The following is a 25,661-nucleotide window of genomic DNA, read 5'->3' as shown; positions in this document are numbered from 1 at the left end:
TCTCCTTGAAAAACGCCAGGTCAGGCCGCGTCCCGCAGGGAACGGCCGGTCACGGTCAGGAACACGTCGTCCAGCGTCGGCCGCGCCATCCGCAACGCGGCCAGCTCCACGCCCGCCTCGTCCAGAGCGCGGATCAGGCTCATCAGCGACCGCTCGCCGTCGTCGACGGTCAGCCGCAGCGAACCGTCCAGCACCGCCGCCTCACGCACCGCGGGATGGTCGGCCAGCGCCGAGCGCGCCCGGGCGGCGACCTGGTCCAGCGGCGCGCCGGACGCGGCCAGCTCCACCGTCACCACGTCCCCGGAGACCCGCCGCTTCAGCTCGGCGGGGGAGCCCTCGGCGACGATCCGGCCCCGGTCGATGATCAGGATGCGGTCGCACAGCGCGTCGGCCTCGTCGAGGTAGTGCGTCGTCAGGAACACCGTCGTGCCGTCCTGGTCGCGCAGCCGCCGGATGTGCTCCCACAGGTTGCCGCGGCTCTGCGGATCCAGGCCCGTGGTCGGCTCGTCCAGGAACACCAGCGGCGGACGGTGCACCAGCCCGAGCGCGATGTCCAGCCGCCTGCGCTGCCCGCCCGACATCGCCGACGACGGGCGCGCCAGCAGCCCGTCGCCATCCAGATCGAGCCGCCGCGCGAGCTCGCCGATCCGCGCCGACGCGTCCGCCACCCCATACAGCTGCGCCTGCAACTCCAGTTCCTCGGCCGCCGGGACGGACGGGTCGGTGCCGCCGCCCTGCGCCACATAGCCGATGCGCCGCCGCACCCCCGCCGGATCGGACCGCAGGTCACGTCCCGCGACCGTCGCCGACCCCGCGGTCGGCGCCAGCAGCGTGGTCAGCATGCGCAGCGTGGTGGTCTTGCCCGCGCCGTTCGGCCCGAGGAACCCCACGATCTCCCCGGACGCCACCGACAGGTCCACCCCGCGCACCGCCTCCACGGTGCCGCGTCGACCGGTGAAGGTGCGGGCCAGCCCGCGCGCCTCGATCACGAAAACCTCCGACAAAGCCGAGCCCGACGCCGCGGTCCGTCACCACGACATCGATAGAGTAACCCCAATTTTGGGGTCGCACCAACTTTGTGCTGACACCAGAGCGCCTAGAATCTCCCCATGGGTGACCAGACCACGCCGGACGGCCCGCAGCGCACCGCAGAACCCCAGCTCGGCCTGCGTGAACGCAAGAAGCGCGAGACGCGGCGGCGGATCTCCGACATCGCCACCGGGCTGTTCATGATGCGCGGCTTCGACAACGTCACCATCGCCGACGTCGCCCGCAAGGCCGACGTGTCGGTGAACACGGTCTTCAACTACTTCCACACCAAGGAGGACCTGTTCTTCGACCGGCAGGGCGAGATCGTCACCCGGGTCGCCCGGGCGTTCGACGACCGCCTCCCCGGCGAGTCCGTCGTCGCGTTCCACCGCCGCCTGTTCTTCGAGGGCCTCGACCAGGGCTCGTACCAGACCGGCTTCCACGAGGGCGCCGAGGTGTGGGTCCGCACCGTCCGCGACAGCACCGCGCTGATGGCCCGCCAGCGCGAGATCGGCCAGGCCGCCCAGGACATGCTTGCGCGCGTCCTCGCCGACGAGACCGGCGCCGACCCCGACGACGTCACCCCCCGCATCGTCGCTGCGATGATCATGAACGCGCAGTGGAGCCTGGTGAACGAGATCACCGAGCGCAAACTCGCCGGCGAGACCCTCGAGGAGATGCGCGACGGCGTCCACGCCGCCGCCGCCCGCACCTTCGACCTGCTCGAACACGGCATCGGCGACTACGCCGTCAAACCACGGAACACCGCGCTCCCCGCCGATGACCGGACCGGCGACCGCGCCACCGAGGCCGTCGACGAACCCCGCCGCACGTTCGGCGACCGCGTCAGCCAGGTCGCGGCCGACCGCCCCTCCGGCTCGTCCGATTCCTGACCGGACCCACCCGCCGTCCACGCCGTGCCTCCGCAAGGGCTGCGCGAAACGAGGGCAAAACCTCGTCCCACCTGCGCGGCAACACCACGGACGGCGCACAGGCCGCCGTTAACGTCCTGCCATGGCGCAGACCCCCGCCTCCGGCGCGGACGACGACGACCCCGCCGAAGGCGCCGAACCGGCCAAGGGCGCCCACGACCACCCCGACCAGACCGAATCCCAGGCTGAGCCCCGGCCCGCCCCGGCCCAGGCCGCCCAAGAGCACGACGCCTCCGACGCCGCCGACGCCTCAGGCGCTCCGCCCCGCGACTCTCGGCGGATGCCGCCGTGGCTGCCGCGCGCGTTCGTCCTCGCCGCCGCGACCGTGGTCGCCTTCCGCGGCGGCCTGTGGCTGCTGGCGCGGCTCCGCGGCCTGATCCTCCTCCTCGCGATCTCGCTGTTCCTGGCGTTCGCCATCGAACCGGGCGTGAACTGGCTCGCCTCCCGTGGCTGGCGGCGCGGCCTGGCCACCGGACTGATGTTCCTGCTCATCGCCGTCCTCGGCCTCGGCTTCGCCGTCGCGCTCGGCTCGGTGCTGATCAAGCAGACCACCACCCTGGTCGACACCGCCCCGAGGTACGCCGACCAGATCATCGACTGGGTCAACCGGTCGTTCGGCGCGCGCATCTCCAAGCACACCCTCGTCAGCAAGATCCCCGCGGTGAGCGGCGAGCTGTCCAAACACCTGTCGGGGCTGGCCGGGAACGTCTGGGGGATCGGGGTGACCACGCTCGGCGTCGTGTTCCAGGGCCTCGGCGTGCTGCTGTTCACCTTCTACCTGTCCGCGCAGGGACCGAGGTTCCGCCGGACCGTCTGCTCCGTGCTGCCCCCGCAACGCCAGCGGCAGGTGCTGCGCGCCTGGACGATCGCCGTCGACAAGACCGGCGGCTACATCTACTCCCGCGCCCTGCTCGCCGCGATCTCCTCGGTGTTCCACTACGCGGCGCTGACCCTGCTGGACGTCCCCTACGCGCTGACGCTCGCGATCTGGGTCGGCGTGGTGTCCCAGTTCATCCCCACCGTCGGGACCTACCTCGCCGGAGCAGCGCCCGTCCTGATCGCCCTGACCAAATCGCCCGTGACCGCGCTGTGGGTCCTGCTGTTCGTCATCGCCTACCAGCAGTTCGAGAACTACGTCCTGCAGCCGCGCATCACCGCCCGCACCCTGAACATGCACCCCGCCGTCGCGTTCGGCGTCGTCATCGCCGGGGCGGCGATCCTCGGCCCCGTCGGCGCCGTCCTCAGCCTGCCGTTCGTCGCCAGCGTCCAGGCCTTCGTGAACGCCTACGTCCGCCGCTACGACGTCGAGGAACACCCCCTCACCACCGCACCCTCCGTCAAACACGAAGACAAACCCGACTGACCGCCGCCCCCGCCGCCCCCGCCGCGCCCGCCGCGCCCGCCGCGCCCAACGGACACCCGCCACCGGACGGCCCCTCACCGCTCACCGGTTCCACGCGTCCCGCTCGTCGAGTTCTGCCATGGACGCGCCGCCCCCGCCCGGCTAGCGTGCGGACGACACGCAAGATCGTTCTCGGGGGCGGAAGGGGAACGTCCATGCGCAGAACGCCCACGCGTCGAAGCTCGCGAACCCGCACGTCAGCGAGCCGGTCCCAAGCCCGGCAGCAGCCCCGGCCCCAGGCCCGGCCCCGGATCCGGCGCGCCGCGCCGATCACGGCCGCGCTGACCGCCGCCCTGCTCGCCGCGACACCGCTCGCGGCGGTCACCACCACCGCCCACGCCGCGACCCCCGCGCGCACGAGCACCACCCAGGGACGCGACCCGCACCTGATGAAACTGATCGACTCCATGACGCTGCGGCAGAAGGTCGCCCAGCTGTTCGTCGTGCAGGTCTACGGCATGTCCGCCGACACCACCAACCCCGCGGACGTCGCCTCCAACCGCGCCCTGTACGGGGTGGACAACGCCGCCCAGCTCATCGCCCGCGACCAGCCCGGCGGCATCATCTACTACGGCAACAACGTCACGAGCCCCCAGCAGCTCGCCGGGTTCTCCAACGGCATCCAGCGCGCCGCGCGCGCCGCCGGGCACGCGATCCCCTCGACGATCGCGATCGACCAGGAGGGCGGCATCGTCGCCCGCGTCGGCGCGCCCGCCACCCAGCAGCCCGGCGCGATGGCCCTGGCCGCCGGACGCCGCGCCGCCGACGCCCGCGCGCTCGCCCGCATCACCGGCGCCGAACTGCGCGCCATCGGCGTCGACACCGACTACGCGCCCGACTCCGACGTCAACGTCAACCCCGCCAACCCGGTGATCGGCGTCCGGTCGTTCGGTTCCGACCCCGCCCTGGTGTCCCGGATGGTCACCGCGCAGCTCGGCGGCTACCGCTCGGCGAACGTCACCGCCACCGCCAAGCACTTCCCCGGCCACGGCGACGCCGACACCGACAGCCACGTCGCCGTCCCGATCATCCGGCACACCCGCGCCCAGTGGGAGAGCATCGACCTGCCGCCGTTCAGGGCCGCGATCGCCGCCGGCGCCGACTCGATCATGACCGGGCACCTGGTCGTGCCCGCCCTGGACCCCTCCGGCGACCCCGCCACCCTGTCCCGCCCGATCGTCACCGGCATCCTGCGCGACCAGCTGCACTACCGGGGCCTGGTGATCACCGACGCGCTCGACATGCAGGGCGTCCGGGACAAGTACGGCGACGATCGCGTCCCCGTCCTGGCCCTCAAGGCCGGAGTGGACGTCCTGCTCAAGCCGCCCGCCGGGCGGTTCGCCACCCAGCTCGACGCCGTCGTGAACGCCGTGCGGAACGGCGAGCTCAGCGAGGACCGCATCGACCAGTCGGTCTACCGCGTCCTGGACCTCAAACAGCGCCGCGGCCTGTTCACCGACCCCTACGTCGACGAGTCCCGCGTCGGCCAGGTCGTCGGATCGCCCGACCACCTGGCCGCCGCGCGCCGCGCCACCGGCCGCACCACCACCCTGGTCAAGAACGACCCGCAGCCCGGCGGCGCCACCCTTCCGCTCGCGCCCGGGCCGCGCAGCGTCCACGTGACCGGCTGGGGGACGACCACCACCGCGACCCTCGCCACCGAGATCGGCAAGTACGGCGCGACCGCCGACGCCCACGACACCGGCCTCAGCCCCACCCCCGCGGCCATCGCCTCGGCCGCCGCCGCGGCCCGCGCCCACGACCTCACCGTCGTGGTCACCAACCGCGCCTGGGACACCAAGACCGACACCGGCCACAACGGCCCCGGCCAGTCCGACCTGGTCAAGGCGCTGATCGCCACCGGGAAGCCCGTCGTCGTCGTGGCCGTCCGCGACGCCTACGACATCAACGCGTTCCCCACCGCACCCGCCTACCTGGCCACCTTCTCCTACACGGCCGACGCCCTGCACGCCGCCGCCGCGACCCTGTTCGGCGCGAACCGGCCCCAGGGACGCCTGCCCGTCTCCATCCCCGTCGCCGGGAACCCCGACCAGACCCTGTACCCCTTCGGACACGGCCTGGACTACCCCCGCAAGTGACCGGGGACGAGTGACCCCGGACACCCCGAGGGGCCCGGCGCGGACGTCGCGCGCCGGGCCCCGCCCCGTCCCCGCGGTGATGAGAATCATGTGCGGGGCCTGTGCCGAAACCGCGCCGGTTCGGCCTGTCAGGCCCTCTCACCTGCTCCGATGAGGCAGGATCGGAGCATGCAGGTGCTCCGATCGGGGGGCGGGCACCTTCCGGGCCGCGCGATGCGGAACCTGGCGCTGCCGCTCCTGGCGACGCTCGTCGCCGTCGCCACCACACTCGACGTGATGGCGGGCGGCCTGCTCCGCCATGCCGACACCCGGCTGTTCGAGGACGGTCCGCCCGACCCCACCGGAGCCGAGTACTGGTTCTGGCGCACCCTCGTCAACGGCGGCCAGTACTGGCTCGTCGGGACGCTCGTCGCCGTCGCCGCCCTGCTCGCCGCCTGGCGCCGCCGCAACCTCTGGACGGCCGTCCGCGCCGGGATCTGGCTGCTCGGCACCGAGGCCGTCGTCCGCGCCGCGCAGATCGCCTTCGCCCGCACCCCGCCCCGCGTCGGCGCCGACCACCTGTTCGCCGACGGATACCTGTCCTACCCGTCCGGGCACGCCGCCAACTCCGCCGCCTGCCTCACCGTCGCCGCCGCCCTCATGCACGCCTCCCGCCGCTGGTGGATCGCCGTGCACGCCCTGATCGCCGCCGTTGCCGTCGCCGTGGTCACCCTCGGCTACCACTGGCCCACCGACGCCCTCGCCGGATGGGGGCTCGGCATCGCCCTCGGCTCGATCGGACGCGCCTTCATCGCCCCCGGCTCCCCGCCCTCCGTCCCCGCCCCACGCGAACACCCCGCCCGCCAGCCGCAACCAGGCCCGGCGGACGGCCTGGAGGAACGGTCGGCGGACGGCGCGATCCAGTGACCCGGCCACGCCGCCGCGTCCTCCAACCCGTCAGCTAGTCCGTCAGCTTGGCGAGGTCGGGGGCGTAGACGCTCATCCAGTGCGGATGCAGCCGGTAGTAGACGACCTCCTCGTTCCAGTCGAAGGCGTCGTCGCCGTAGAAGTCCTTGAAGTAGGCGAGCAGGTACGGCCAGTCCGCGGCGGGCTCGCCGCCCGCCGGATTGAGGATCTCCACCGTGCCGTGCGTGAACACGCCCAGGTCCTCATCGCGCATGTGCGCGACGCTGGCGGCCGGGCGGGCGGCCAGATGGCGGGCCTTGGCGGCCCCGCGGGCCGTGCCGAAGTGCCACTTGCCGTGCAGGAAATGCCCGTCCGCCCCGCTGATCCGCGGCTCGCCCTTGGCCGTCACGGTCGACAGCGCCAGGGTCCGCATCCCGGTGAGGACACCGGTGAGCTGCTCGGCGGTCAGCGTGCGCTCGGCGGTGATGATCGAGCGGAGATGCGAGGTGGAACGGGAGAGCGAGGCGTCCAGGAGGGCCTGCAACTCCTCGAGCTCTTCTCGGGTTTCGCGCATGTGGGTACTCGTCCGTTCGTTGGGCTCGATCCGCGTCCTCCCATCGGCGCGGACCGGCGAAACCCATGCTCGCCCCAAAGACTGACATCCCCTGTCAGGTGGATCATGACGTGCGCGGACACCGGCGGACGGCGGCGACCCCCGCCGGACCCAACTCAGGGGCGCCTGGCGCCGGTCTGCTCGTCCCACTCGCGGCGCAGCATCGCGTAGACCAGCTCGCTCGCCCACTCGCCCTTGACGAACTCGTTCTCCAGCAGCAGCGCCTCACGCCGCATCCCCAGCCGTTCGAGCACCCGCGCGGACGCGTCGTTGCGCGCGTCCAGCCGCCCGACCACCCGGTGCAGGCCCGCCTCCTCGAACGCCAGCCGCAGCACCGCCCGCGCCGCCTCGGTCGCGAACCCCTTGCCGTAGTAGGCCGGGTTGAAGATGTAGCCGATCTCGCCGCTGCGGTCCCGGCGGCTGCTCCACTGCAGGTTGATCTCGCCGATCACCTCGCCGCGCTCCCGCCACACCACGGCCAGCACCAGCCAGTCGCCCTCCCGCTCCCAGCCGGTCGCCGCCTTCTTGTCCCGCAGGAACGACCGTGACTCCTCCAGCGACCGGGGCTCCCAGTACAGGAACCGGGCCACCTCCGGAAGTGACTGGTAGGCGTACAGCGCGGCGAGGTCCTCATCGCCGAACGGCCGCAGATCCAGACGTTCGGTCCGGATCGGGTACACGGGCTTCAACATTCAACGATCCTACGGTCGCCATACCAGCGGCGCGACAGGGATTTCCCGATCATGCTCCCTACCGCGCGCCCGCCGCCGCCCCACCCCACCCGTTCCCCGCGAACTCCCCCCGGGGAAGCCCTCACCGGACGGCCGCCACCCCGCGTTCCCGGGGGCGGGATCCCGGGCGTGGCGTCAGTCCGTGGCGATCCAGTCCACGCTCAGTCCGTCCAGTCCACGCTCAGTCCGTGGCGATCCAGTCCACGCGGTGCGCCTCGGTCGGGTCTGGCGTTTCCCACCGCCGGACGAGCCGGTCGATCACCGCGTCCGGGACCGGCGCGGAACGGGCCCGGTTGCGGGCGCGCAGCATCCCCGGAGCGGCCTCCAGTGCCGCGACCTCCACCCGCCCCCGGTAGTCCGCGACCAGCCCGATCGCCTGCCCGCGCAGCTGCCGCGACACGTTCGTGGCGTTCCATACGAACGACTCGCCCGCCCGCAGGAGCACCCGCGCCCGCTCCTGCGCGGCCGCCGCCACCGGACGCTGGTCATCGGCCGGCGAGACACCCATCTCCGCGCGCAGCGCGTCCAGGCTCACCACCGGCAGCCCCGGACGGTTCGCCGCGATCCAGTGGTCCTTCCCGACACCCGGCAGCCCCGACAGGACCGTCACCGTGCCGCGCGTGTCGTCGAAGGCCGCCCAGTCCGGATCCCGGTCCGGACGGCGGAAGAACCAGAACCGCGCGTGGTCGGACGGGAACACGCGCGGAGCGTCCAGGCAGCGCTGCTCGGCGCAGTACTCCCGGTACAGGGCGATGTTCTCCAGCACCTCGGCGGTGTCGCCGCAGATCCGGCCGAGGATGTCGGCGGTCGCCAGCAGCACCAGGTCGTCGTTGCGCGCCAGCAGGCTCACCCGGAACGCGATCTGCCGCAGGTTCGGGCGCTCCAGCGCCCAGAACGGCACCTGGTGGTGCCGCACCAGCGCCGCCACATGCTCCCGCCACGCGACCGGAGCGCCCAGCTCCCACAGGATGCGCCGCACCAACAGGTCGCCCCGCCGCGAATGCCCGTGCGCGGTGATCGAGCCGTCGTCCTCGTGCCGCGTGCAGTCGGGCTTGGCGACGTCGTGCATGAGGACGGCCGCGAACAGCCGCCGCCGCTCGTCCTCCGGACGCGCCCGCCACTCCGGCGACGCCGCGAGCGCCTCGCACGCCATCCGCGTGTGCGTCGCGACGTCGCCCTCGGCGTGATGGACGGCGTCCTGCGGCACCCCCGCCAGCCTCCGCACCCACACGAACGCCTCGACGATCTCGTCCCACGGCACCGTCCAGGTCGGCGGCGCCGGACACAGCTCAGCCCACACCCGCATACAGCACCTCCGGATCGGCCAGGCCGTTGGCGACGATCGGACGGTCCTGCCAGTGCGTCCCCGCGTCCAGGATCGCGGTGAGGAAACTCGCCCGCACCCACTTGTAGCGGCCGACCGTCCGCCCGTCCTCCTCCACCTTCAGGTAGAGGCCCTCCATCTCGTCGGCCGCGTCGGTCTCCGCGGCGACCCGCTCCGGATCCGCGCCGGTCGCCGCCGCCGCGTCCCGCAGAGCCTCACGCCAGCGCGGCGTCCGGCAGGTGGACGGCCCGACCAGCGCCGTCAGCTCCTTCAGATCCGACACCGGACCCGTCCGCAGCACCGGCACCGACACGACCGGCGCGCCGTCCAGCAGCTCACGCCGTGCGGCGGTGGACAGGAACGTCCCGTCCCGCTGGTCGAGGACGTCGAACTCGCAGAAGTAGTGGGGGAGCGCGTCGTAGAAGACGGTGTGCTTGGCGTACAGCCACTCGCCGTACATCACGTACCGGTCCCGCAGCCGCGGCCACAACGCGTGCTGGACGGACGCCGCCCACGCCTTCAACGGCGCGAACTGCCGCTCGCGCGGCCCGCCCGTCAGGTAGTGCCCGCGGCTCTGCAATTGCAGCTCACCGGACGGGGAGAAGCTGATCCCGGCGTTCGCGCCGTCCAGCTTCTCCTCCACCACCAGGTACCGGCCCGCCACCTCGCCGAACGGCGCCGCCGACAGGTCATGGTCGCCCGGTTGCAGCCGGGACCCCTGAAGGTGCCGGGTCCGCGGGTACTTGCGCAACATGTCCCTCGTTGTACCGGCGCGTTCGCGCCCAGGCCAACCCGTTTTCACTCCGGGCGCTTCCGTCAGAGGCGGATGAGGGCCGTGCCCGCGAGCGCCGCCAGCCACAGCGCCGCGCTCACCCACGCCAGGACGTGCAGCCCGCTCGCGAACGCCGCCCCGTGCAGCGGCGACCCCGCGACCGAACCGAACACCGCCGCGCCGAGCGCCGTCCCGACCTGACGCGCGGTGTTGTTGAACCCGCCCGCCAACCCCGCCAGCCCGGACGGCGCGGTCCGCATCGCCGCCGACACCGCCGCCGCGACGATCAGACCGTCCCCGATCCCGATCGTCACCAGCGTCGGGACGAGCACCGCGTACGAGGCGTGCGGCCCGGCCAGCAGCAGCGCCGGAGCGCCCACCAGCGCGATCACGATGCCCGCCCGGACCGGAAGCCGCGGGCCGAACCGTGCGTTCAGCGCGCCGCTCAACGGCGCCAGGAGCACCAGCGGAACCGCTATCGGCAGCAGCATCACCCCGGCGGTGAGCGCCGACCTGCCCTGCACCTGCTGAAGCTGCAACGTCACCACGAACAGCGTCCCGTTGGTGACCAGGTTCATCACCAGCGACGCCCCGTTCGCGCCGAGGAACGCCGGAGCCCGCACCAGCCCGGACGGGAACAGCGGATGCGCCGCCCGCCGCTCCACCAGGACCAGCGCCACCGCCCCGACGACCGCCGCGCCCGCCGCCGTCCACGCCCCGGCGCGGTCGCCGTGCCCGAGCTGGATCACCGCCCATACCAGCGCGCCGAGCGTCACGGGCGCGAGCACCAGCCCCGCCACGTCCAGCCGCCTCCGGCCCATCACGGAGGGCGCATCCGGCTCCACCAGAAGCAGGACGCCCACGACCCCCGCCACGACGATCGGCACGTTCAGCAGGAAGATCCACCGCCAGCCGGGGCCGTCCACCAGGACACCTCCGAGCAGCGGACCCGCCGGGAGCGCCGTCGACGACACCGCCGCCCACGCCCCGAGCGCCCGCGCCTGCTCCGCCGGATCCGGGAACATCCGGGTCACCGCCGCAAGGCTGCCCGGCAGCAGCATTGCCGCGCCCGCGCCCTGCACCGCCCGCGCGGCGATCAGCGTGCCCGGCCCGGACGCCAGCCCGCACGCCAGCGACGCCGCGCCGAACAGCACCAGACCCGCCACCAGCATCCGCCGGTGCCCGAACCGGTCGCCGAGCGCGCCCCCGCCGAGCAGCAGGCCCGCGATCGCCACCGCGTACCCGTCCACCACGCCCTGCATCCCGGCCAGGCCGGTATCGAGCGCCCGGCCGATCCCGGGCAAGGTGACGTTGACGATCGTGACGTCCAGCAACACCAGGAACATCCCGGCGCACACCACGGTCAGCGCCGCCCGCCGCCGCGCGGCTCCGGCGACGACCCTCGCCTCAGGGCGGATATCAGTGGGGGAGCTCATGCGCCCAGGGTCACCCGCGGACGTTTCGCCGAACCTCGAAACGTCCCGTCCGGCCCGGGGGCAAGGCCCCCCACCCGCACTTACATCCCGTGACTCCAGATCCCGCACCCCAAACCGAGCAACGCATCTGAGCGTGCGGTCAGGGCGCGGGCGCGTCCGGGCTCGCACACGTGCGCACGCCCGGACGGAACGGATCAGCGGAGTTCGACCATCAGCTTCTCGGGCGCGCGGGTGAGGAGGCCGCCGTACCGGGGACGGAAACCGTCGGCCCAGCGCATGCGCGGGAACGCCTCCAGCAGCGCCCGGATCCCGACCTCCGCCTCGGCGCGCGCCAGCTGCGAGCCGAGACAGAAGTGCCGTCCCGCGCCGAACGCCAGGTGCCCGGCCGCCGCGGTGAACTGCCGGTCCGGGTCGTGCGCCAGCCGGGACGGAACGAAGCGGTCCGGGTCGGGGAACCGCTCGGGGTCACGGCCCGCCGCGCCCACCAGGCACGCCACCGTCGCGCCGCCGGGCACCCGCCCGGACGGCAGGTCCACCGCCTCCTCGGTCTGCCGCAGCACCACCTGCACCGGCGGGTCCCGGCGCAGCGTCTCCACCCACGCCGACGCCAGCCCGTCCGGGTCGGCCCGCATCGCGGCCAGGTGCTCGGGACGGTCCAGCAGGTTCGCCAGCAGCGACCGCATCCCCTTGTCGGTGCTCTCGCCGCCCGCGCCCAGCAGCATCCCGCAGAAGCCGAGCACCATGTCGTCCGGCAGCGGATCGCCCTCCACCTCCGCCGTGCACAGCACCGACAGCAGGTCCCGGCCGGGCGCGATCCTGCGCCGCGCCACGTACGGGGCGAGGTAGGCGTACAGCTCGTCGCGGGCCGACATGCCGCGCTCCAACGTCGCCGGGTCCTGCCGGTAGTTGCTCAGGTAGGAGAAGCCCGCCTGGTACCAGTCCTGGAACAGCGGCGCGTCGGCGACCGGCAGCCCGAGCGCCGTCACCACCACGGTGATCGGCAGGCGATGGCAGAACCCGTCCACCAGGTCCACGGCGCGCTCACCGCGGCGCGCGCGGGCGACCAGGTCGCTCACCAGGTCGTTGGTCGTGCGCTCGACCGCCGCGCGCAGCCACGTCAGCGCCCGCCCCCGGAACGCCGGGGTCAGGAACGACCGGTGCGCCGCGTGCTCGCGGCCCTCCATCTGCAGCACCGTCCGGCCGAACATCGGCGCGAGCTGCCAGGCGTAGTTCCGCGAGGTGAACCGGGGATCGGACAGCCCGATCCGCACATCGGCGTACCGGCTGACCAGCCACGCGTCGAGCGGCTCGTCCCGGACGACCGGGAACTCCTCCCGCAGCCGCCGGTACAGCGGGTACGGGTCGCGCTCGAACTCCGGCCACAGCAGGCTGGGCGGCGTCCTCGACGGATCGACCATCTCCGAGCCGCACGACTCGCCCCCGCGCGCCGACCCCGCCCGCGTTCCCGCCGAGCCGCCCGGACCCGACGCCGCGGCGGACGCGGCGGCGACGGACGCGGCGGTGCGCGGCCGGTATCGTGGCACCGACCGGTGCCAGTCCAGCGACGCCCGCATCGCGCGGCGCAGCCGGTCGGCCAGGCGTCCCGAGTCGCGCGCGCCGCGAGGCAGCCCGCGCCGGAGGATCTGGAAGTCGGCGGCCCGGTCCGCGATCAGCGTACGGGCCTGGTCCACCGCCTCCTGGAGCGTTCCAGCGTTCTTCTCGCTCAGCAGCAGCAACACCAGGTTGGCGCGTTCCCCGAACGCCAGGTCCTTCTCCACCGAGAACAGGTCGTTCGTCCAGGAGATGACGTCGGCCGCGGCGGCCCGCAGCCCCGCCGTCACCCTGTCGTCCGGCGGCGCGATCCCGTCCACCGCCTCGAACAGGTCGAAGAACACGTCCGCGCCGAACAGGTCCCGGCGCAGCACGACATACCCCGGCAGCCGCATCGACCGCCCCGTCGTGCGGCGCTCCACCATCGCGCACTGCGCCGTCAGGTGCCGCGACAGGTGCCCGGCGAACCTGCCCTGCCATGCCGGGCCCGCGAGCACCGACGTCCTCGGCCACAGGTCCTCGGCCAGTGCCACCAGCATCGGGTCGGCCGCCCCGCCGCGCCCCGCGTCGCCGGTCAGCACCGACAACGCCGACTCGGAGAAGTCCGCCAGCACGCCGTCGCCCGCCCACGGGCCGTCGTCGACCCGGTCGTCCAGCAGGAGCACCCACAGGAACCAGGCCAGCAGCACCTCGGCCCGCTCGGGCTCGGCCCGCCCCGTCAGCGCGATCCCGAGGTCCAGCAGCCGGGACGACTCCAGCCGCGTCCGCCCGCGCGGACCGACCAGGCCCCGCTCCTCCGCCCACCCGCACACCCCGGCCCGCAACCGGTCCGCGTCGCCGCGTCGCACCGGGCCGGGAAAGGGCAGGGAGATCTCCGGGATCCGGAACCCGGTGACCGTGCCCGCCGCCTTGCCCGCCACGGTGTCCGTCGCCGTCTCCACCGTCATCCGCGCCCCCGTCCACTCGCCGTTGAGGTCGTGCCCCGCGCCGCGGCCCCGGCTCCGGCGGGCCCGCGCGTCGCGGTGCGCCCTGCCGGGCCGTGCTGCGGCGCGGAGTCCCGGTGGCATCGGCACACCGGGCCCGCACGCATCGTGGTCCGATCCTGCCGATCCGCAACCCTCGGGACATGCGGTTTGACTGGGATTTGCCGTCCCGATTCCGGCTCCGTCACCAACCCCGCCGCCCGCCCTCCGGACCGCCCCTGACGGCCTTTGAGAGGTCTTCGGACCGGCGTCGCGGACGCGGGCGACGGTGCGCCCCTCTTTGGGACGGTCTGGCGCCGACCCGGTGGTGTACGGAGGGCCTCCAGGCAGCGACTCGGCGGTCTCCGCCCGCCGATGGGGTAGAGTCGCTGGCGCGAAGGGGAGTAGCCCTGCGAACCGGTCGTCGACACACTGGAGCCACTGGCTCCCGGTGACCGGGTCCGCCTCAGGCGGACGGGCGAGACCTTCGATCCCTTTTTGTCGATGACCAGACGCGTCGTCGGCCGGGATCGAGGTCTCCGTGGACGCCCCCGAGCGGCCCCCCGGCCTCGGTCCCGGTGACGCGGGAGGAGCGGGTACCGGACGTGTGGCATTTCGTCCTTCTGATCGCCTGTGCCGTGGCGATCTATCTGTCGTGTGAGTGGTTCGTCAACGCCGTCGAGTGGCTGGGCCACCGGCTGAACGTCGGCAAGATGGCGGTCGGCACCGTCCTGGCCGCCTTCGGCACCGCGCTCCCCGAGTCGGTGGTGACCCTCGTCGCCGTCACCACCGGGGACGGCGAGGCCGGTAAGGACATCGGCGTCGGCGCGGCCATGGGCGGGCCCCTGGCCCTCGCCACCGTCGCCTACGCCGTCACCGGCGTCGCGCTGCTGTGGACGCGCCGCTCCCGTGACCGCGCACGGCTCGCCGCGGCGGTCCCGGGTGGGTCCGCCACCGGCGCGGACGGCCGGGGCGAGGCGAGAGGCCCCGGGGCCGCCGCCTCGGAGGTCCTCACCGACCCCGCCGAGGCCGCACGGCTGGCCAAGGACCAGCGCTGGTTCCTCGCGGTGTTCGTGTTCAAGGTGGGCCTCGGCCTGGTCGCCTTCGCCTTCAAGCCCTGGCTCGGCGTGGTGTTCTTCGCCGTCTACGCGGTCTACTTCTGGCGCGAGATGAGCGGCGGCGACGAGGACGGCGGCGCCGGGGCGGAGATCGACCTCGAGCCGCTGAAGCTGCAGCCGCGCCGGGAGGTCCCGGCGGGCTGGGCGGTCGCCGTCCAGACCCTCGCGACCCTCACCGTGATCTTCTTCGCGTCCCAGCTGTTCGTCCACCAGCTCGACGCGATCGGCCCGATGATCGGGCTGCCCGCCGCCGTCACCGCGCTGCTGCTGTCCCCGGTCGCCACCGAGCTTCCCGAGATCATGAACGCGGTGATCTGGGTCCGGCAGGGCAAGACCAGCCTCGCCCTGGCCAACATCTCCGGCGCGATGATGATCCAGGCGACCGTCCCGTCCGGGCTCGGCCTGCTGTTCACCCCCTGGAAGTTCGACCACGCCCTGATCTGGTCGGGCGCGATGACCATGGTCGCGATCGCCTACCTGCTCGCGACCCTGCGCGCCCACAAGCTGACCCCCGTCCGCCTCGCCTGGACCGGTGCCTTCTACCTGGTGTTCGCCGCCGGGCTGGTCGTCATCCTCTGATCCCGATGATGCCGCTGACGTCGACGTGACGTCCGCTGACGGCGCGTCCTTCCTCACCTGAACGCCTTCGCCGCGACTGTTTCGTCGCGGCGGAGGCGTTCAGGTGAGGGCGGCTGCGTCAGCGCATGACGCCACATGACGCCGATGCTGAGCGAGATGACGCCAATCGTGCTTGACGTGACGTCATTGTGGCGTCATAGTTGAGGCATGGACGTTTTCGAGACTCCCGAACCGATCTCCGTCGAGATCGAGATCTACGCGGGCCAGATCACGGTCAACGCGAGCGACCGCGCCGACACCGTCGTGGACGTGCGACCCACCGAGCCGTCGGAGGAGGCGAGCGTCGACGCCGCCGAGCGGACGATCGTCGAGTTCTCCGGCGGACGGCTGCTGGTCAAGGGCCCCAGGCCCAAGGGCCTGGCGCAGCTGCGCAGCTGGCGCGGCTTCACCGACGTGACCGTCGACCTCCCGATGGGCTCCCGCGTCCAGGCCAGGGGCTCGGCGAACGTCATCTCCACCGGCCCGCTGGGCGAGACCGTCGTGGACAGCTCCAACGGCGACCTGCGCCTGGAGTGGACCGGCCCGCTGGACGCCAGGACCTCCAACGGCGAGATCTTCGTGGACCGGGTCGGCGGCCCCTCCGAGCTGACCACCTCCAACGGGGCGATCAAGGTCGGCTTCGCCGACGGCCCCCTCACGCTGAAGTCGTCCAACGGCCACATCGGCGTCGGCGAGGCGGCGGACGACGTCCAGCTGCGGACCGGCACCGGCGACGTCACCGTCGGTCGGGCGCACGCCGGGGTCGCCGCCAGGACCGCCTACGGACGGATCCGGGTGGACGAGGTGTCGCGCGGCACCGTCAACCTCGAATCCGGCTACGGCAAGGTCGGCGTCGGCATCACCGAGGGCTCCGCCGCCTGGCTGGACGTCCACTCCAAGCACGGCGTCGTCCGCAACGCGCTCACCCCCGCCGAAGGCCCCGAGACGACCGAGACCACCGTCGTCGAGGTGCACGTGCAGACCGGCTACGGCGACATCGACATCCGCCGCGCCTGACCCGGCCGCCCCTGAGGCACCGGCCCGAACCCCCCGAGACATCCGGCGAGGAGACTCCCCATGAGCGACGCGATCACAGCAGAAGGCCTGGTCAAACGGTACGGCGAAGTGAAGGCCCTGGACGGCCTGAGCTTCTCGGTCCCGCAAGGGACGGTGCTGGCCGTCCTCGGACCGAACGGCGCGGGAAAGACCACGACGGTGCGGGTGCTGACCACGCTGCTGCGCCCCGACGAGGGCCGCGCGGTCGTCGCGGGCTACGACGTCGTCGACGACGCCATGCGTCTGCGCGCGCACATCGGACTGTCCGGCCAGTACGCGGCCGTGGACGAGCACCTCACGGGCGCCGAGAACCTGGAGATGGTCGGACGCCTGTACCACCTGGGCGCCAAACGCAGCAAGGCGCGCGCCCGCGAACTGCTCGAACGCTTCGACCTGGTCGAGGCGGGAGACCGTCCGGTGAAGGGCTACTCCGGCGGCATGCGGCGGCGCATCGACCTCGCCGGGGCGCTGGTCGCCGACCCGCCGGTGCTGTTCATGGACGAGCCCACCACGGGCCTGGACCCCCGCGCCCGCAACGCGCTCTGGAACACCATCGCCGAACTCGTCGCGGGCGGCACGACGCTGCTGCTCACCACCCAGTACATGGACGAGGCCGAACGCCTGGCCGACGACGTCCTGGTCGTCGACCACGGCCGCGCCATCGCCCGCGGCACCACCGACGCGCTGAAGGACCAGGTCGGAGGCAACCGCGTCGAGGTGTCGGTCACCGAACCCGGCGAACTCGACACCGCGCGGGAGGCGCTGGCCTGGTTCGCCGTCGGAGCGATGCAGACCGACCCCGAATCGCTCCGGCTCACGGTGCCGGTCACCGACGGGGCCGAGGCGCTCCGCCAGATCCTCGGCAGGCTCGCCGACACCGGAGTGCGGGTGCGGGACGCCGGCCTGCGCCGTCCCACCCTCGACGACGTCTACCTCACCCTCACCGGACGCCAGGCGTCCGGCGCCGACACGAAGGCCGAGGAGGCCGCCCGATGACCTCGCTCACCATGCCGATCGTCGACGGCTGGACGATCGCCAGGCGCAACACCCTGAAGATCCGCCGGTCCCCGGACCTGCTCGGCGCCGCGATCATGTTCCCGATCGTGTTCGTGCTGATGTTCGCCTACGTCTTCGGCAGCGTCATCGACATCCCGGGGATGTCGTACAAGGAGTTCCTGATCCCCGGCATCTTCGTCCAGGCCGTGATCATCGGGGCGCAGACCACCGGGTACACGCTGACGCTGGACCTGCAGAAGGGCATCTACGACCGGTTCCGCTCCCTGCCGATGGCGCCGTCGGCGGTGCTGATCGGGCAGACCGTCAGCGACCTGCTGATGAACCTGTCCAGCCTGGTCGTGATGGCGGCGATGGGCCTGGTCGTCGGGTGGCGCGTCCACTCCTCGCCCGGCGAGGCCGTTCTCGGGTTCGGGTTGCTGCTGCTGTTCGCCTACGCCTTCTCCTGGGTCACCGCGACCGTCGCGCTCGCCCTGCGCACCCCCGAGAGCTTCAACAACGTCGCCACCATGGTCTCGTTCCCGCTGATGTTCATCTCCAACGCCTACCTCGACAGCTCCAAGCTGCCGACGCCGCTGCGCGTCATCGCCGAGTGGAACCCGATCTCCACCTTCACCCAGGCCGCCCGCGAGCTGTTCGGCAACACCAGCTCCGCGCTGAGGACCTCCGACGCCTGGCCCATGCAGCACGCCATCCCGGCCTCGCTGCTCTGGATCGTCGTCCTCCTGGTCGTGTTCGTCCCGCTGGCGACGCGCCTCTACAAGAAGACGGTCAGCGCCTGACGCGCCGACCGGCGCACCTGGCGCCCTGCCCCGCCCGGGGAGGGCGCCTTCGGCGCGTGAGGGAACGGCCGTCCCCGGGGACGGTCAGAGCCAGCCGCGGTCGTCGGCGACGCGCAGCGCCTCCATCCGGTTCTGGGTGCCGGTCTTCGCGATCGCCGCCGACAGGTAGTTGCGGACCGTCCCCTCCGACAGGAACAGCCTGCCCGCGATCCCGGCGACGCTCGCGCCCGAACGCGACGCGTTCAGCACGTCCCGCTCCCGCGCGGTCAGCGGGGACGCGCCCGCCGCCAGCGTCGCGGCGGCCAGCGCCGGGTCGACCACGCGCTCGCCCCGCACCACCCGGCGGATCGCGTCCGCGAGCGCCTCGGCCGGGGCGTCCTTCACCACGAACCCGACCGCGCCCGCCTCCATCGCCCGGCGCAGGTATCCGGCCCGCCCGAACGTGGTGAGGATGACGACCCGGCAGTCCGGGACGCGTCCGGCCAGCACCGCCGCCGCGGCCAGGCCGTCCAGGCCGGGCATCTCGACGTCCAGGAGCGCCACGTCCGGACGGGCCCGCTCGGCCGCCGCGACGACCTCGTCCCCGCGCCCGACCTGCGCGACGACCTCGAAGTCGTCCTCCAGATCCAGCAGCGCCGCGAGCGCCGTGCGGATCAGCTCCTGGTCGTCGGCGAGCAGCAACCGGATCGTCATGACGACGTGCCCGGGGAGGGAGGCGTGCCGATCGTGACGCGCAGCCGCCAGCCCCGCGGGCCCACCGGCCCCTGCTCCACCTCACCGCCCGCCGCCGCGACCCGCTCACGCAGCCCGGTCAGGCCGTTGCCGGGAGCCGCCGCGCCGCCCACACCGTCGTCCACGATCTCCACCTCCGCCGCCGACAGGGTGACCGTACAGCGGGTCGCGCGCGCGTGCCGCACCACGTTGGTGATCCCCTCCCGGACGACCCAGCCGAACAGCTCCCGGTGCGCGGGGTCCACGACGTCCACGGCGGACGGCAGGTCGGCGGTGACGCCCGCCGCGCGCAGCAGCTCCCGGGCGCGCGCCAGCTCACCGGGCAGCGTCACCTCGCGGTAGCCCGACACCGCGGCGCGGACCTCGCCGAGCGCGTGCCGGGACAGCCGCTCCACCTCGGTGATCTCCGCGACGGCGCGTTCCGCGCCGCCCTCGGCCAGCCGCCGCGCCAGGTTGCTCTTCACCGTGATCGCGGTGAGCGAGTGCCCGAGCAGGTCGTGCAGGTCGCGGGCGATGCGGTTCCGCTCGGCCTCCGACGCCAGCCGGGCGACCTCGGCGCGTGCCTCCAGCAGCGCCAGGTTCGCGCCCGCGAGTTCGGCGTACCCGCGAACGACCAGCGCGGTGAACACCAGCATCACCGCCTCGAGCCAGCCCGGACCGGTGTGCCAGGGGCGCACCGCCCACGGCACCAGCAGCGTCATCGCGACCGCCGCGCCCAGGACGAGCGGGAAGCGGCGGGGCGCCGTCAGCGCCACGAACGACACGATGACGGCGAGGAGGTAGAAGGCCAGGGTGCGGGCGAACGGAAGCTCGGCGGCGAACACCACGAACATCCCCGCCAACAGGAACCACAAACGGCGGCGGAAACGCCGGGCGAAAGCCACGGCGGCCATCGCGTAAAGGCCGCAGAAAGCGAGTGCGAGGGTGTATCCGGTGAACGCCGCGGCGCCTTCGGAGAACTGCGTCACCCCGACCATGCAGACGAACGGATAAACGAACATTCCGGCGGCGAGCGTCGCCCGCCGCCAGCCGATGGCCCAGCGAAGCGGGTCGCCGCCCGGCGACCCGCCCTCCGCCTGCGCGTTCACGGCCTCTCCCATGGCCCGCACGCTAACACCACCACCGTCGTACCCCGCTGTTCCCGCCGGTCATCGGCTGAAGGCGGCCCGCAGGCCCCGGCCGCTGGAGATCACGACCACGCCCAGCAGGAGCAGCCCGCAGACGGCCTGCTCGATCCGCATCCAGGCCGGGAACATGCCCGGCAGGGAGACGATCACGACGATCGCGACCAGCATGACCGCCGACAGGATCCGCAGCCGCCGGAACGCGCCCCGCGAGCCGCGCGAGGCCCGCAGCGTCAGCGCGAACAGGATCAGCGAGCTGACCGCGACGATGCTGAGGCGGACCCAGACCGGCTGCGTCACCGAGGAGGAGTTCCGGTAGGCGACCAGCCCGGCGAAAGTGAGGACGCTGATGCCGGCGTAGACGCCGACCAGGGCCTTGATGCGGCGGAATGCCGTCACGTGGTTCGGATTGCCGGCCATTTCGTTCGGGGTTCCCGTTGCCTTGTTCGTCATGGCTTCATGGTGCTTCCGGAGCACCTGGCCGGCCCAGTGAGTTCGTTCCTCACCCACCCATGACATTTGTCATGGGCCATCGCTGGAGTGGGCTACCGCGTTCGGTCGTCGCGGCGCTGGTGACGCTTTCGGGCGAGGTCGTGTGCGAGCCGCAGCAGGTCGTGGACCGCCGCGTCGGTGTTCGGGCCCGGATTCACCACGGCCAGCCATCCGAGAGAGCCGTAAACGGGATGCGCGATCAGGGTGTCGGGCGTCCCGGGATCGGCGTCGCCCGCGACGGGCTCGCGCGGCGCGTGCCCGGTTCGGCGGACGAACTCGTCCCGGCCCGCGGCGATGTTCACGCGGAAGGCGTCCGGGCGGTTCAGGCGGGACGTCTCGTCCCCCGGGTAGTCCTTCGTCACGATCGTCGCGAAGGGCTGGACCGTCGTCGGGACGGTGCCGTCGGGGGAGTAGTAGAAGAACGCGTCGCCCCACGCGAGCTCCGGGGTGCCGTCCCCGGGCCCCGGCCGCAGCGTCAGGACGCCGTCGAGGCCGTCCACGAAGGCGATGATCTCATCCATGGTCATGCCTTCAAGCGTTACATTGAAGTGCTTGTGGAGGCTTGACGCGGAAACCGGGGGCTCAGGGCTTGCCAGGTCTCAACTCAGGGGAACTTCGGACGAGCGCCGTCGCGGAACGCGCGGGCTACTCGGTGCAGCAGATCAGGAACCTGGAGCGGGACGGCGTCCTGCCGCCCGCGACGCGTACCGCCTCCGGCTACCGCCGCTACGGAGAGGTCCACGTGCGGTCGGCGCTGGCGTATCGCGCGCTCGCCGCCGCGGTGGGGCCGGTCGACGCGAAGGTGATCGTCCGGGCCGTCCACGACGCCTCGCCTTCCCGCATGCTCGCGCTGCTGGACGCGGCGCACGCCCGCCTCGACGCCGAACGCGCTTCCCTGCGCGAGGCCCGGGACGCCGTCCGGGCGATCTCCGGCGAGCCGATCGCCGACGTCCGGGCCTCGGACGCGATGACCGTCTCCGAACTCGCCGCCGCCCTGGGCGTCCGGCCCTCGACGCTCCGGCACTGGGACGCCGAGGGCCTCGTCGTCCCGGACCGTGTCGCCGGGGCCCGCCGGTACAGCCCGTCCCAGGTCAGGGACGCGCGGATCGTCCACCAACTCCGCGCGGCCGGATACCGCATCGACCCGCTCCGCGACCTCATGCCCGCCCTACGCGGCGGTCGCCGCCTGCAGGACGTCGAGGCCGCCCTGCAGGCCCGCGACGCCGACGTCACCTCCCGCTCAAGAGCCCTTCTCGACGCAGCCGCCGCCCTCAGTTCCGTCCTGGCGATCGTCCAGGGCGACTAGGAGCCGGGGTGGGTTTCCTGAGGGCACGACGATGCGGGAGCCGCGCCTGGAAGCCGGTTATTTCGACAGCGTCGAGTATTACGGGGCCGCTTCCGGCTGAGGTGGGGGCGTGTTCTGGCGGGCGGTCAGTTGTTCTTGGAGGGTCTGGGCGCGGACTTCGGCGGTGACGGCGCGTTCACGGAGGCGGTCGGCGTCCGCGCGGGCGGTGTCGCGTTCGGCGGTGAGGGCCTGCATCCGGGCCTGCAATTGGAGCAGCTCCTGCCGGACCTCGTCGGCAGCCTGCTGCTGGCTGGTGAGCTGGCCGCGCAGTTGGTCGGCGGCCTGTTCCGCACGGCCGGCGGCCTGCTCGGCACGGTCGGCGCGGGCGGACTCGGCGGCGGTCGCGCGTTCGGCCGCCGCGACCAGCTGACTGGACTGTTGCTCGGTCGCAGCGATTCGTTGGACGGCCTCGCGGTCGGTTCTCTCCGCGTTGTCGGTGGCGGCGCGGGTCTCGGCCCGCGCCTCCGCCAGCTCAGCCCGGCAGGCAGTGAGTTCTTCCTGGAGGACGTGGCGGGCCGTGCGCTCCTCGGTCAGGTGCGCCGTGGCCTGGTCGAGCCGTTCGGCGAGGGACGCCTCGGCCTGCTTGGCCAGCTGCGCCGCGCGTTCGGCCGCGTCCCGCGCCTGCTGGTGCGCCGCGACAGTCTCGGCCGCTTGCCGCTGCGTTTGGACGGCCTGCTCCCGGACGGCTCGGGCCTCGTCCTCGGCGGCTCGTCGCGCCTCCTCGGCACGCGTGGCCTGGGCCACCGACTGGACGGCGCGCTCCTCGGCGTCCGCGACCTGGTCCTCGGCGGCGGCGACCCGCTGCCCGGCCTCGGCGACCTCCTCGCGCGCGGCGAGGACCTCCTGCCGGGCATTCCGCTCGATGCCGCCCAACGCTTCCAGAACACCGCTCAGGCTGGCGGCCAGCTCGGTCATCACCGGGGCCGACTCCTCGGCGACCGCGACGACCAAGGCCAGCGGGTCGGCGATGGCCGAGGCCAGGCGGGTGTCCCGCTCGGCGGCGGCCTGTTCCTTGCACGTGGCGGGCGGGGGACAGTACAGGCGTCGCCGCCCGCCCTTCCCCTTGCCGTCGCTACGGCGGGCGGGCGCGGGCAACTCTCGTCGGCACACCTTGCAGCGCCCGTGCGGGGCCTCTCCGTCCTCTGCCACCGGCTCGACCAGCCGGTCCACCACGTCGCCCCGCGCCTCTGCCATGGCGGAACCCTAACAGCGGGCGTTCCGCCGACCACGAAAGCGTTGTCGCGGCGGTCGTGACGGCGGCGGGTCGCTCCGGCTGGGACACTTGGTACTCCTCGTGGTTGTCGAGAGGTCCGATCGCGCCCATCGGACCCGGGCCTTCTACGGGGCGTCCAACGCGAACACGCCTACTGGTGACAACGGGGAGTTGTGGATGGAGCTCGACCTCGGTGCCGTCCGGGCCTTTCTCGCCGTCGTCGACGTCGGGCATTTCACCGGGGCCGCCGACGACCTGGCGATGACCCAGCAGGCGGTGTCCAAGCGGATCGCCCGGCTGGAGGCGGACCTGGGCGTCTCGTTGCTGAGCCGCTCCCGCGGCGGCGCCAGGCCGACCGAGGACGGCGCGGCGTTCCTCCCGCAGGCCCGGGCGCTGATCGGGCTCGCCGACCAGGCGACCGCGATGTTCCGCGTCCGCCGCCGCGCCCTGCGCGTCGACGTGCTGGCCCGTGCCGCGGCGCCGGTCGACATCGTCCGCGACTTCTACGAGGCGGGTGACGTGGACGTCGACATGGTCGTGTCCCGCAGCACCGTCCCGCGCTGGACGGCGTTGTCCGACGGGTCGATCGACGCGGCGTTCGGACGCGTCACCGGCCCGCTCCCGCCCGGCATCGAGCGGGTCCCGGCCTGCCTGGAACCGATCCCCGTCCTGGTCGGCCGCCGCCACCCGCTGGCGCGGCGCGGGCGCGTCCCCCTGAAGGAGCTGTCGGGCCTGACGGCCTGGATGCCCGGGAACGCGCGCGACAGCGAGTGGGCCGAGTACTACGACTTCCTCAGCGCGGAGTTCGGCGTCCGGATCGACACGTCCGGGCCGGTGTTCGGCGCCGCCCACATCATGGAGCGGATCGGCGACTCGGCGGAGCTCATCACGTTCGCCAGCAAGACCCAGCTCACCGGCCACCCGGACATCGTCCACGTGCCGGTCACCGATCCCACGCCGGTCTATCCCTGGTCGCTCATGTGGCACAGGACCAACCGCCACCCGGCGCTGCCGCGGCTCATCGCCCACGTGCGGGAACACCAGCGCGCCTTCGCCGCCGACGACGTGTGGATGCCCGCCCCCGACCGCCTGTTCTTCCCGGGTCTCTAACCGGTCCCCCCCGAGACGGTGGGCGGGAGGGCCTCCGCCCGATCCCACCGTCCCGGTGTCCGCCTCAGGTGGCGGCGCGCTTGGCGGTGACGTTGCCGGCCAGCGTGTTGAGGACGCCGGGGAGTTCCGCCACGGCCTCGGCGGGCAGGCCGCTCACGGTCTCCTCCGCGAGCGCGCACCAGAGTTCCCTGAGCCGGTCGGCGAGCGCCCGGCCGCTGCCCGTGAGCTCGACGACGCTGGCGCGCTTGTCGTCCGGGGACGGGGTGCGGCGGACGTGCCCGGCGGCCTCCAGCTTGCGGGTCATGAGCGTGACGCTGGGCGGCTCGACGCCGAGCGCGTCGCTGAGCTTGGCCTGGATCATCGGGCCCGTCCGGGCGAGTTCGAGCAGGAGCACCTCCTGGCCGGGGTGCAGGCCGAGCGGGGTGAGCAGGGCCGCGGTCCTGGCCCGGTGGCGCAGGCTCAGCCGCCGGATGGCCTGGTTGACGGTGTCGGCCTGGTCGAAGTCCATGAGCGCCTCTCCTTGACAACATAGTTACGCGGCTAATTATTATGCGCCTAACGTTATGCGCCTAACTAATCCTACGTGACCTCGAGGAGCCCCCATGAGCATCAAGATCGCCGTCGTCTACTACAGCGCGACCGGAGCCGTGCACACCCTCGCCGAGGCCCTGGCCGAGGGCGCCCGCGCCGCCGGGGCCGAGGTGCGGCTGCGGCGGGTCGCCGAACTGGCCTCCGACGGCGCCATCGACCAGAACCCGCTGTGGCGGCGGCACGTCGACGCCACAAGCGGCGTCGAGGTGGCCACGGTGGACGACCTGGCCTGGGCGGACGCCATGGCGTTCGGGACGCCGACCCGCTTCGGCACCCCCGCCGCCCAGCTCAAGCAGTTCATCGACCAGGCGGGCGGCCTGTGGCACGAGGGCGGACTGGCCGACAAGCCGGTGACGGCCTTCACCTCCGCCTACAACCGGCACGGCGGCAGCGAGGCCACGCTCCTGTCGCTGGCCAACGTCTTCTACCACTGGGGCGCGCTGATCGTCCCGCCCGGATTCACCGACCCGGCCGTGTACGCCGCGGGCGGCAACCCCTACGGCGCGTCCGCGGTGACCGGACCGTCCGGGGACGACCTCCAGCCCGCGGTGCTCGACGCGGCCCGGTACCAGGGAGGGCGGCTGGCCCGGACGGCCCTCCGGCTGAAGGCGGGCACCGACCTGACCGGCGGTGACGCGAGCCACGACGCGTCCGCCCTCGCGACCAAGACCGGGCCCGAGGCCGAGGCCGGGCGCGAGGCCGACAAGGCTCCGCAGGTCGCGTGACCTGC

Annotated in this window: 24 protein-coding genes; 11 read left to right on the top strand and 13 right to left on the bottom strand. The window is 73.1% G+C overall.

What is annotated here, in order from left to right:
* Positions 1-20: 20 nt before the first annotated feature.
* A complete protein-coding gene (locus tag P696_RS0138745; RefSeq protein ID WP_026416533.1) occupies positions 21-989 on the bottom strand; it encodes a daunorubicin resistance protein DrrA family ABC transporter ATP-binding protein in 969 nt (322 codons plus the stop codon).
* A gap of 120 nt (positions 990-1,109) precedes the next feature.
* Between P696_RS0138745 and P696_RS51010 the strand changes: the two genes are divergently transcribed.
* From P696_RS51010 to P696_RS53415, 4 genes are all read left to right on the top strand, one after another.
* Complete coding sequence (locus tag P696_RS51010) at positions 1,110-1,922, top strand: TetR/AcrR family transcriptional regulator (protein WP_064744274.1); 813 nt, start codon at positions 1,110-1,112, stop codon at positions 1,920-1,922.
* A 121-nt stretch (positions 1,923-2,043) separates the two neighbouring features.
* Positions 2,044-3,324 carry an AI-2E family transporter gene (locus P696_RS51005; protein ID WP_084338863.1) on the top strand — a complete coding sequence of 427 codons (1,281 nt, stop codon included), beginning with the start codon at positions 2,044-2,046 and terminating at the stop codon, positions 3,322-3,324.
* A 194-nt stretch (positions 3,325-3,518) separates the two neighbouring features.
* Positions 3,519-5,462 (top strand): glycoside hydrolase family 3 protein, encoded by a 1,944-nt coding sequence (locus tag P696_RS0138730; protein ID WP_084338861.1) that lies wholly within the window; start codon positions 3,519-3,521, stop codon positions 5,460-5,462.
* Between the two features lie 168 nt (positions 5,463-5,630).
* Entirely contained in the window at positions 5,631-6,368 is a 738-nt protein-coding gene (locus tag P696_RS53415) for a phosphatase PAP2 family protein (RefSeq protein ID WP_064744272.1), read from the top strand.
* 34 nt (positions 6,369-6,402) lie between these two features.
* On the opposite strand, the gene P696_RS0138720 is transcribed toward P696_RS53415, so the two are convergent.
* The 6 genes from P696_RS0138720 to P696_RS55355 all read right to left on the bottom strand — a co-directional run bounded on the left by P696_RS0138720 (position 6,403) and on the right by P696_RS55355 (position 13,841).
* A complete protein-coding gene (locus tag P696_RS0138720; protein ID WP_026416531.1) occupies positions 6,403-6,921 on the bottom strand; it encodes a pyridoxamine 5'-phosphate oxidase family protein in 519 nt (172 codons plus the stop codon).
* Positions 6,922-7,076: 155 nt separating this feature from the next.
* A complete protein-coding gene (locus tag P696_RS0138715; RefSeq protein ID WP_026416530.1) occupies positions 7,077-7,652 on the bottom strand; it encodes a GNAT family N-acetyltransferase in 576 nt (191 codons plus the stop codon).
* A 220-nt stretch (positions 7,653-7,872) separates the two neighbouring features.
* On the bottom strand, positions 7,873-8,997 hold the full coding sequence (locus P696_RS0138710) for an AAA family ATPase (RefSeq protein ID WP_026416529.1): 1,125 nt from the start codon (positions 8,995-8,997) through the stop codon (positions 7,873-7,875).
* Entirely contained in the window at positions 8,981-9,769 is a 789-nt protein-coding gene (locus P696_RS0138705; protein ID WP_026416528.1) for an RNA ligase family protein, read from the bottom strand. The genes P696_RS0138710 and P696_RS0138705 overlap by 17 nt, the downstream gene beginning before the upstream one ends.
* A 62-nt stretch (positions 9,770-9,831) precedes the next feature.
* Positions 9,832-11,223, bottom strand: a complete 1,392-nt coding sequence (locus tag P696_RS0138700; RefSeq protein ID WP_245627972.1) for an MFS transporter — start codon at positions 11,221-11,223, stop codon at positions 9,832-9,834.
* Between the two features lie 194 nt (positions 11,224-11,417).
* Positions 11,418-13,841: a cytochrome P450 gene (locus P696_RS55355; protein ID WP_245627971.1), complete on the bottom strand. Its 2,424-nt coding sequence runs from the start codon at positions 13,839-13,841 to the stop codon at positions 11,418-11,420.
* Between the two features lie 473 nt (positions 13,842-14,314).
* On the opposite strand from P696_RS55355, the gene P696_RS0138690 reads away from it, so the two are divergent.
* The 4 genes from P696_RS0138690 to P696_RS0138675 all read left to right on the top strand — a co-directional run bounded on the left by P696_RS0138690 (position 14,315) and on the right by P696_RS0138675 (position 18,324).
* Positions 14,315-15,433, top strand: a complete 1,119-nt coding sequence (locus P696_RS0138690) for a sodium:calcium antiporter (protein WP_342669060.1) — start codon at positions 14,315-14,317, stop codon at positions 15,431-15,433.
* 207 nt (positions 15,434-15,640) lie between these two features.
* Positions 15,641-16,489 (top strand): DUF4097 family beta strand repeat-containing protein, encoded by an 849-nt coding sequence (locus P696_RS0138685; RefSeq protein ID WP_026416524.1) that lies wholly within the window; start codon positions 15,641-15,643, stop codon positions 16,487-16,489.
* 60 nt (positions 16,490-16,549) lie between these two features.
* On the top strand, positions 16,550-17,524 hold the full coding sequence (locus tag P696_RS0138680) for a daunorubicin resistance protein DrrA family ABC transporter ATP-binding protein (protein WP_026416523.1): 975 nt from the start codon (positions 16,550-16,552) through the stop codon (positions 17,522-17,524).
* Positions 17,521-18,324, top strand: a complete 804-nt coding sequence (locus tag P696_RS0138675) for an ABC transporter permease (RefSeq protein ID WP_026416522.1) — start codon at positions 17,521-17,523, stop codon at positions 18,322-18,324. Before P696_RS0138680 ends, P696_RS0138675 begins: the two co-directional genes overlap by 4 nt.
* Positions 18,325-18,408: 84 nt before the next feature.
* On the opposite strand, the gene P696_RS0138670 is transcribed toward P696_RS0138675, so the two are convergent.
* From P696_RS0138670 to P696_RS0138655, 4 genes are all read right to left on the bottom strand, one after another.
* Complete coding sequence (locus P696_RS0138670; protein WP_026416521.1) at positions 18,409-19,017, bottom strand: response regulator transcription factor; 609 nt, start codon at positions 19,015-19,017, stop codon at positions 18,409-18,411.
* On the bottom strand, positions 19,014-20,156 hold the full coding sequence (locus P696_RS0138665) for a sensor histidine kinase (protein ID WP_034489080.1): 1,143 nt from the start codon (positions 20,154-20,156) through the stop codon (positions 19,014-19,016). The genes P696_RS0138670 and P696_RS0138665 overlap by 4 nt, the downstream gene beginning before the upstream one ends.
* A gap of 48 nt (positions 20,157-20,204) precedes the next feature.
* On the bottom strand, positions 20,205-20,633 hold the full coding sequence (locus P696_RS0138660) for a hypothetical protein (protein WP_211245971.1): 429 nt from the start codon (positions 20,631-20,633) through the stop codon (positions 20,205-20,207).
* Between the two features lie 92 nt (positions 20,634-20,725).
* Positions 20,726-21,199, bottom strand: coding sequence for a DUF6194 family protein (locus P696_RS0138655; RefSeq protein ID WP_026416518.1), 474 nt, complete (start codon positions 21,197-21,199; stop codon positions 20,726-20,728).
* A 62-nt stretch (positions 21,200-21,261) separates the two neighbouring features.
* Here P696_RS0138655 and P696_RS0138650 point away from each other — a divergent pair, with 62 nt between their 5' ends.
* Complete coding sequence (locus tag P696_RS0138650; RefSeq protein WP_026416517.1) at positions 21,262-21,978, top strand: MerR family transcriptional regulator; 717 nt, start codon at positions 21,262-21,264, stop codon at positions 21,976-21,978.
* 78 nt (positions 21,979-22,056) lie between these two features.
* Here the strand turns inward: P696_RS0138650 and P696_RS0138645 are convergent, their stop codons facing one another.
* Positions 22,057-23,211 (bottom strand): coiled-coil domain-containing protein, encoded by a 1,155-nt coding sequence (locus P696_RS0138645; protein ID WP_026416516.1) that lies wholly within the window; start codon positions 23,209-23,211, stop codon positions 22,057-22,059.
* A gap of 196 nt (positions 23,212-23,407) precedes the next feature.
* Between P696_RS0138645 and P696_RS0138640 the strand changes: the two genes are divergently transcribed.
* Positions 23,408-24,340, top strand: coding sequence for a LysR family transcriptional regulator (locus P696_RS0138640; RefSeq protein WP_026416515.1), 933 nt, complete (start codon positions 23,408-23,410; stop codon positions 24,338-24,340).
* 64 nt (positions 24,341-24,404) lie between these two features.
* On the opposite strand, the gene P696_RS0138635 is transcribed toward P696_RS0138640, so the two are convergent.
* The gene (locus P696_RS0138635) at positions 24,405-24,848 is read right to left on the bottom strand and encodes a MarR family winged helix-turn-helix transcriptional regulator (protein WP_026416514.1); all 444 of its coding nucleotides are present in this window, start codon (positions 24,846-24,848) and stop codon (positions 24,405-24,407) included.
* Positions 24,849-24,942: 94 nt separating this feature from the next.
* On the opposite strand from P696_RS0138635, the gene wrbA reads away from it, so the two are divergent.
* Positions 24,943-25,656 (top strand): NAD(P)H:quinone oxidoreductase, encoded by a 714-nt coding sequence (gene wrbA / locus P696_RS50990; RefSeq protein WP_084338859.1) that lies wholly within the window; start codon positions 24,943-24,945, stop codon positions 25,654-25,656.
* Positions 25,657-25,661 lie beyond the last annotated feature (5 nt).

It is taken from the genome of Actinomadura oligospora ATCC 43269 (assembly GCF_000518265.1).
Classification (GTDB): domain Bacteria; phylum Actinomycetota; class Actinomycetes; order Streptosporangiales; family Streptosporangiaceae; genus Spirillospora; species Spirillospora oligospora.
Note: the sequence above shows the minus strand (reverse complement) of the source record. Positions and strands in the feature narration are given on the sequence as shown.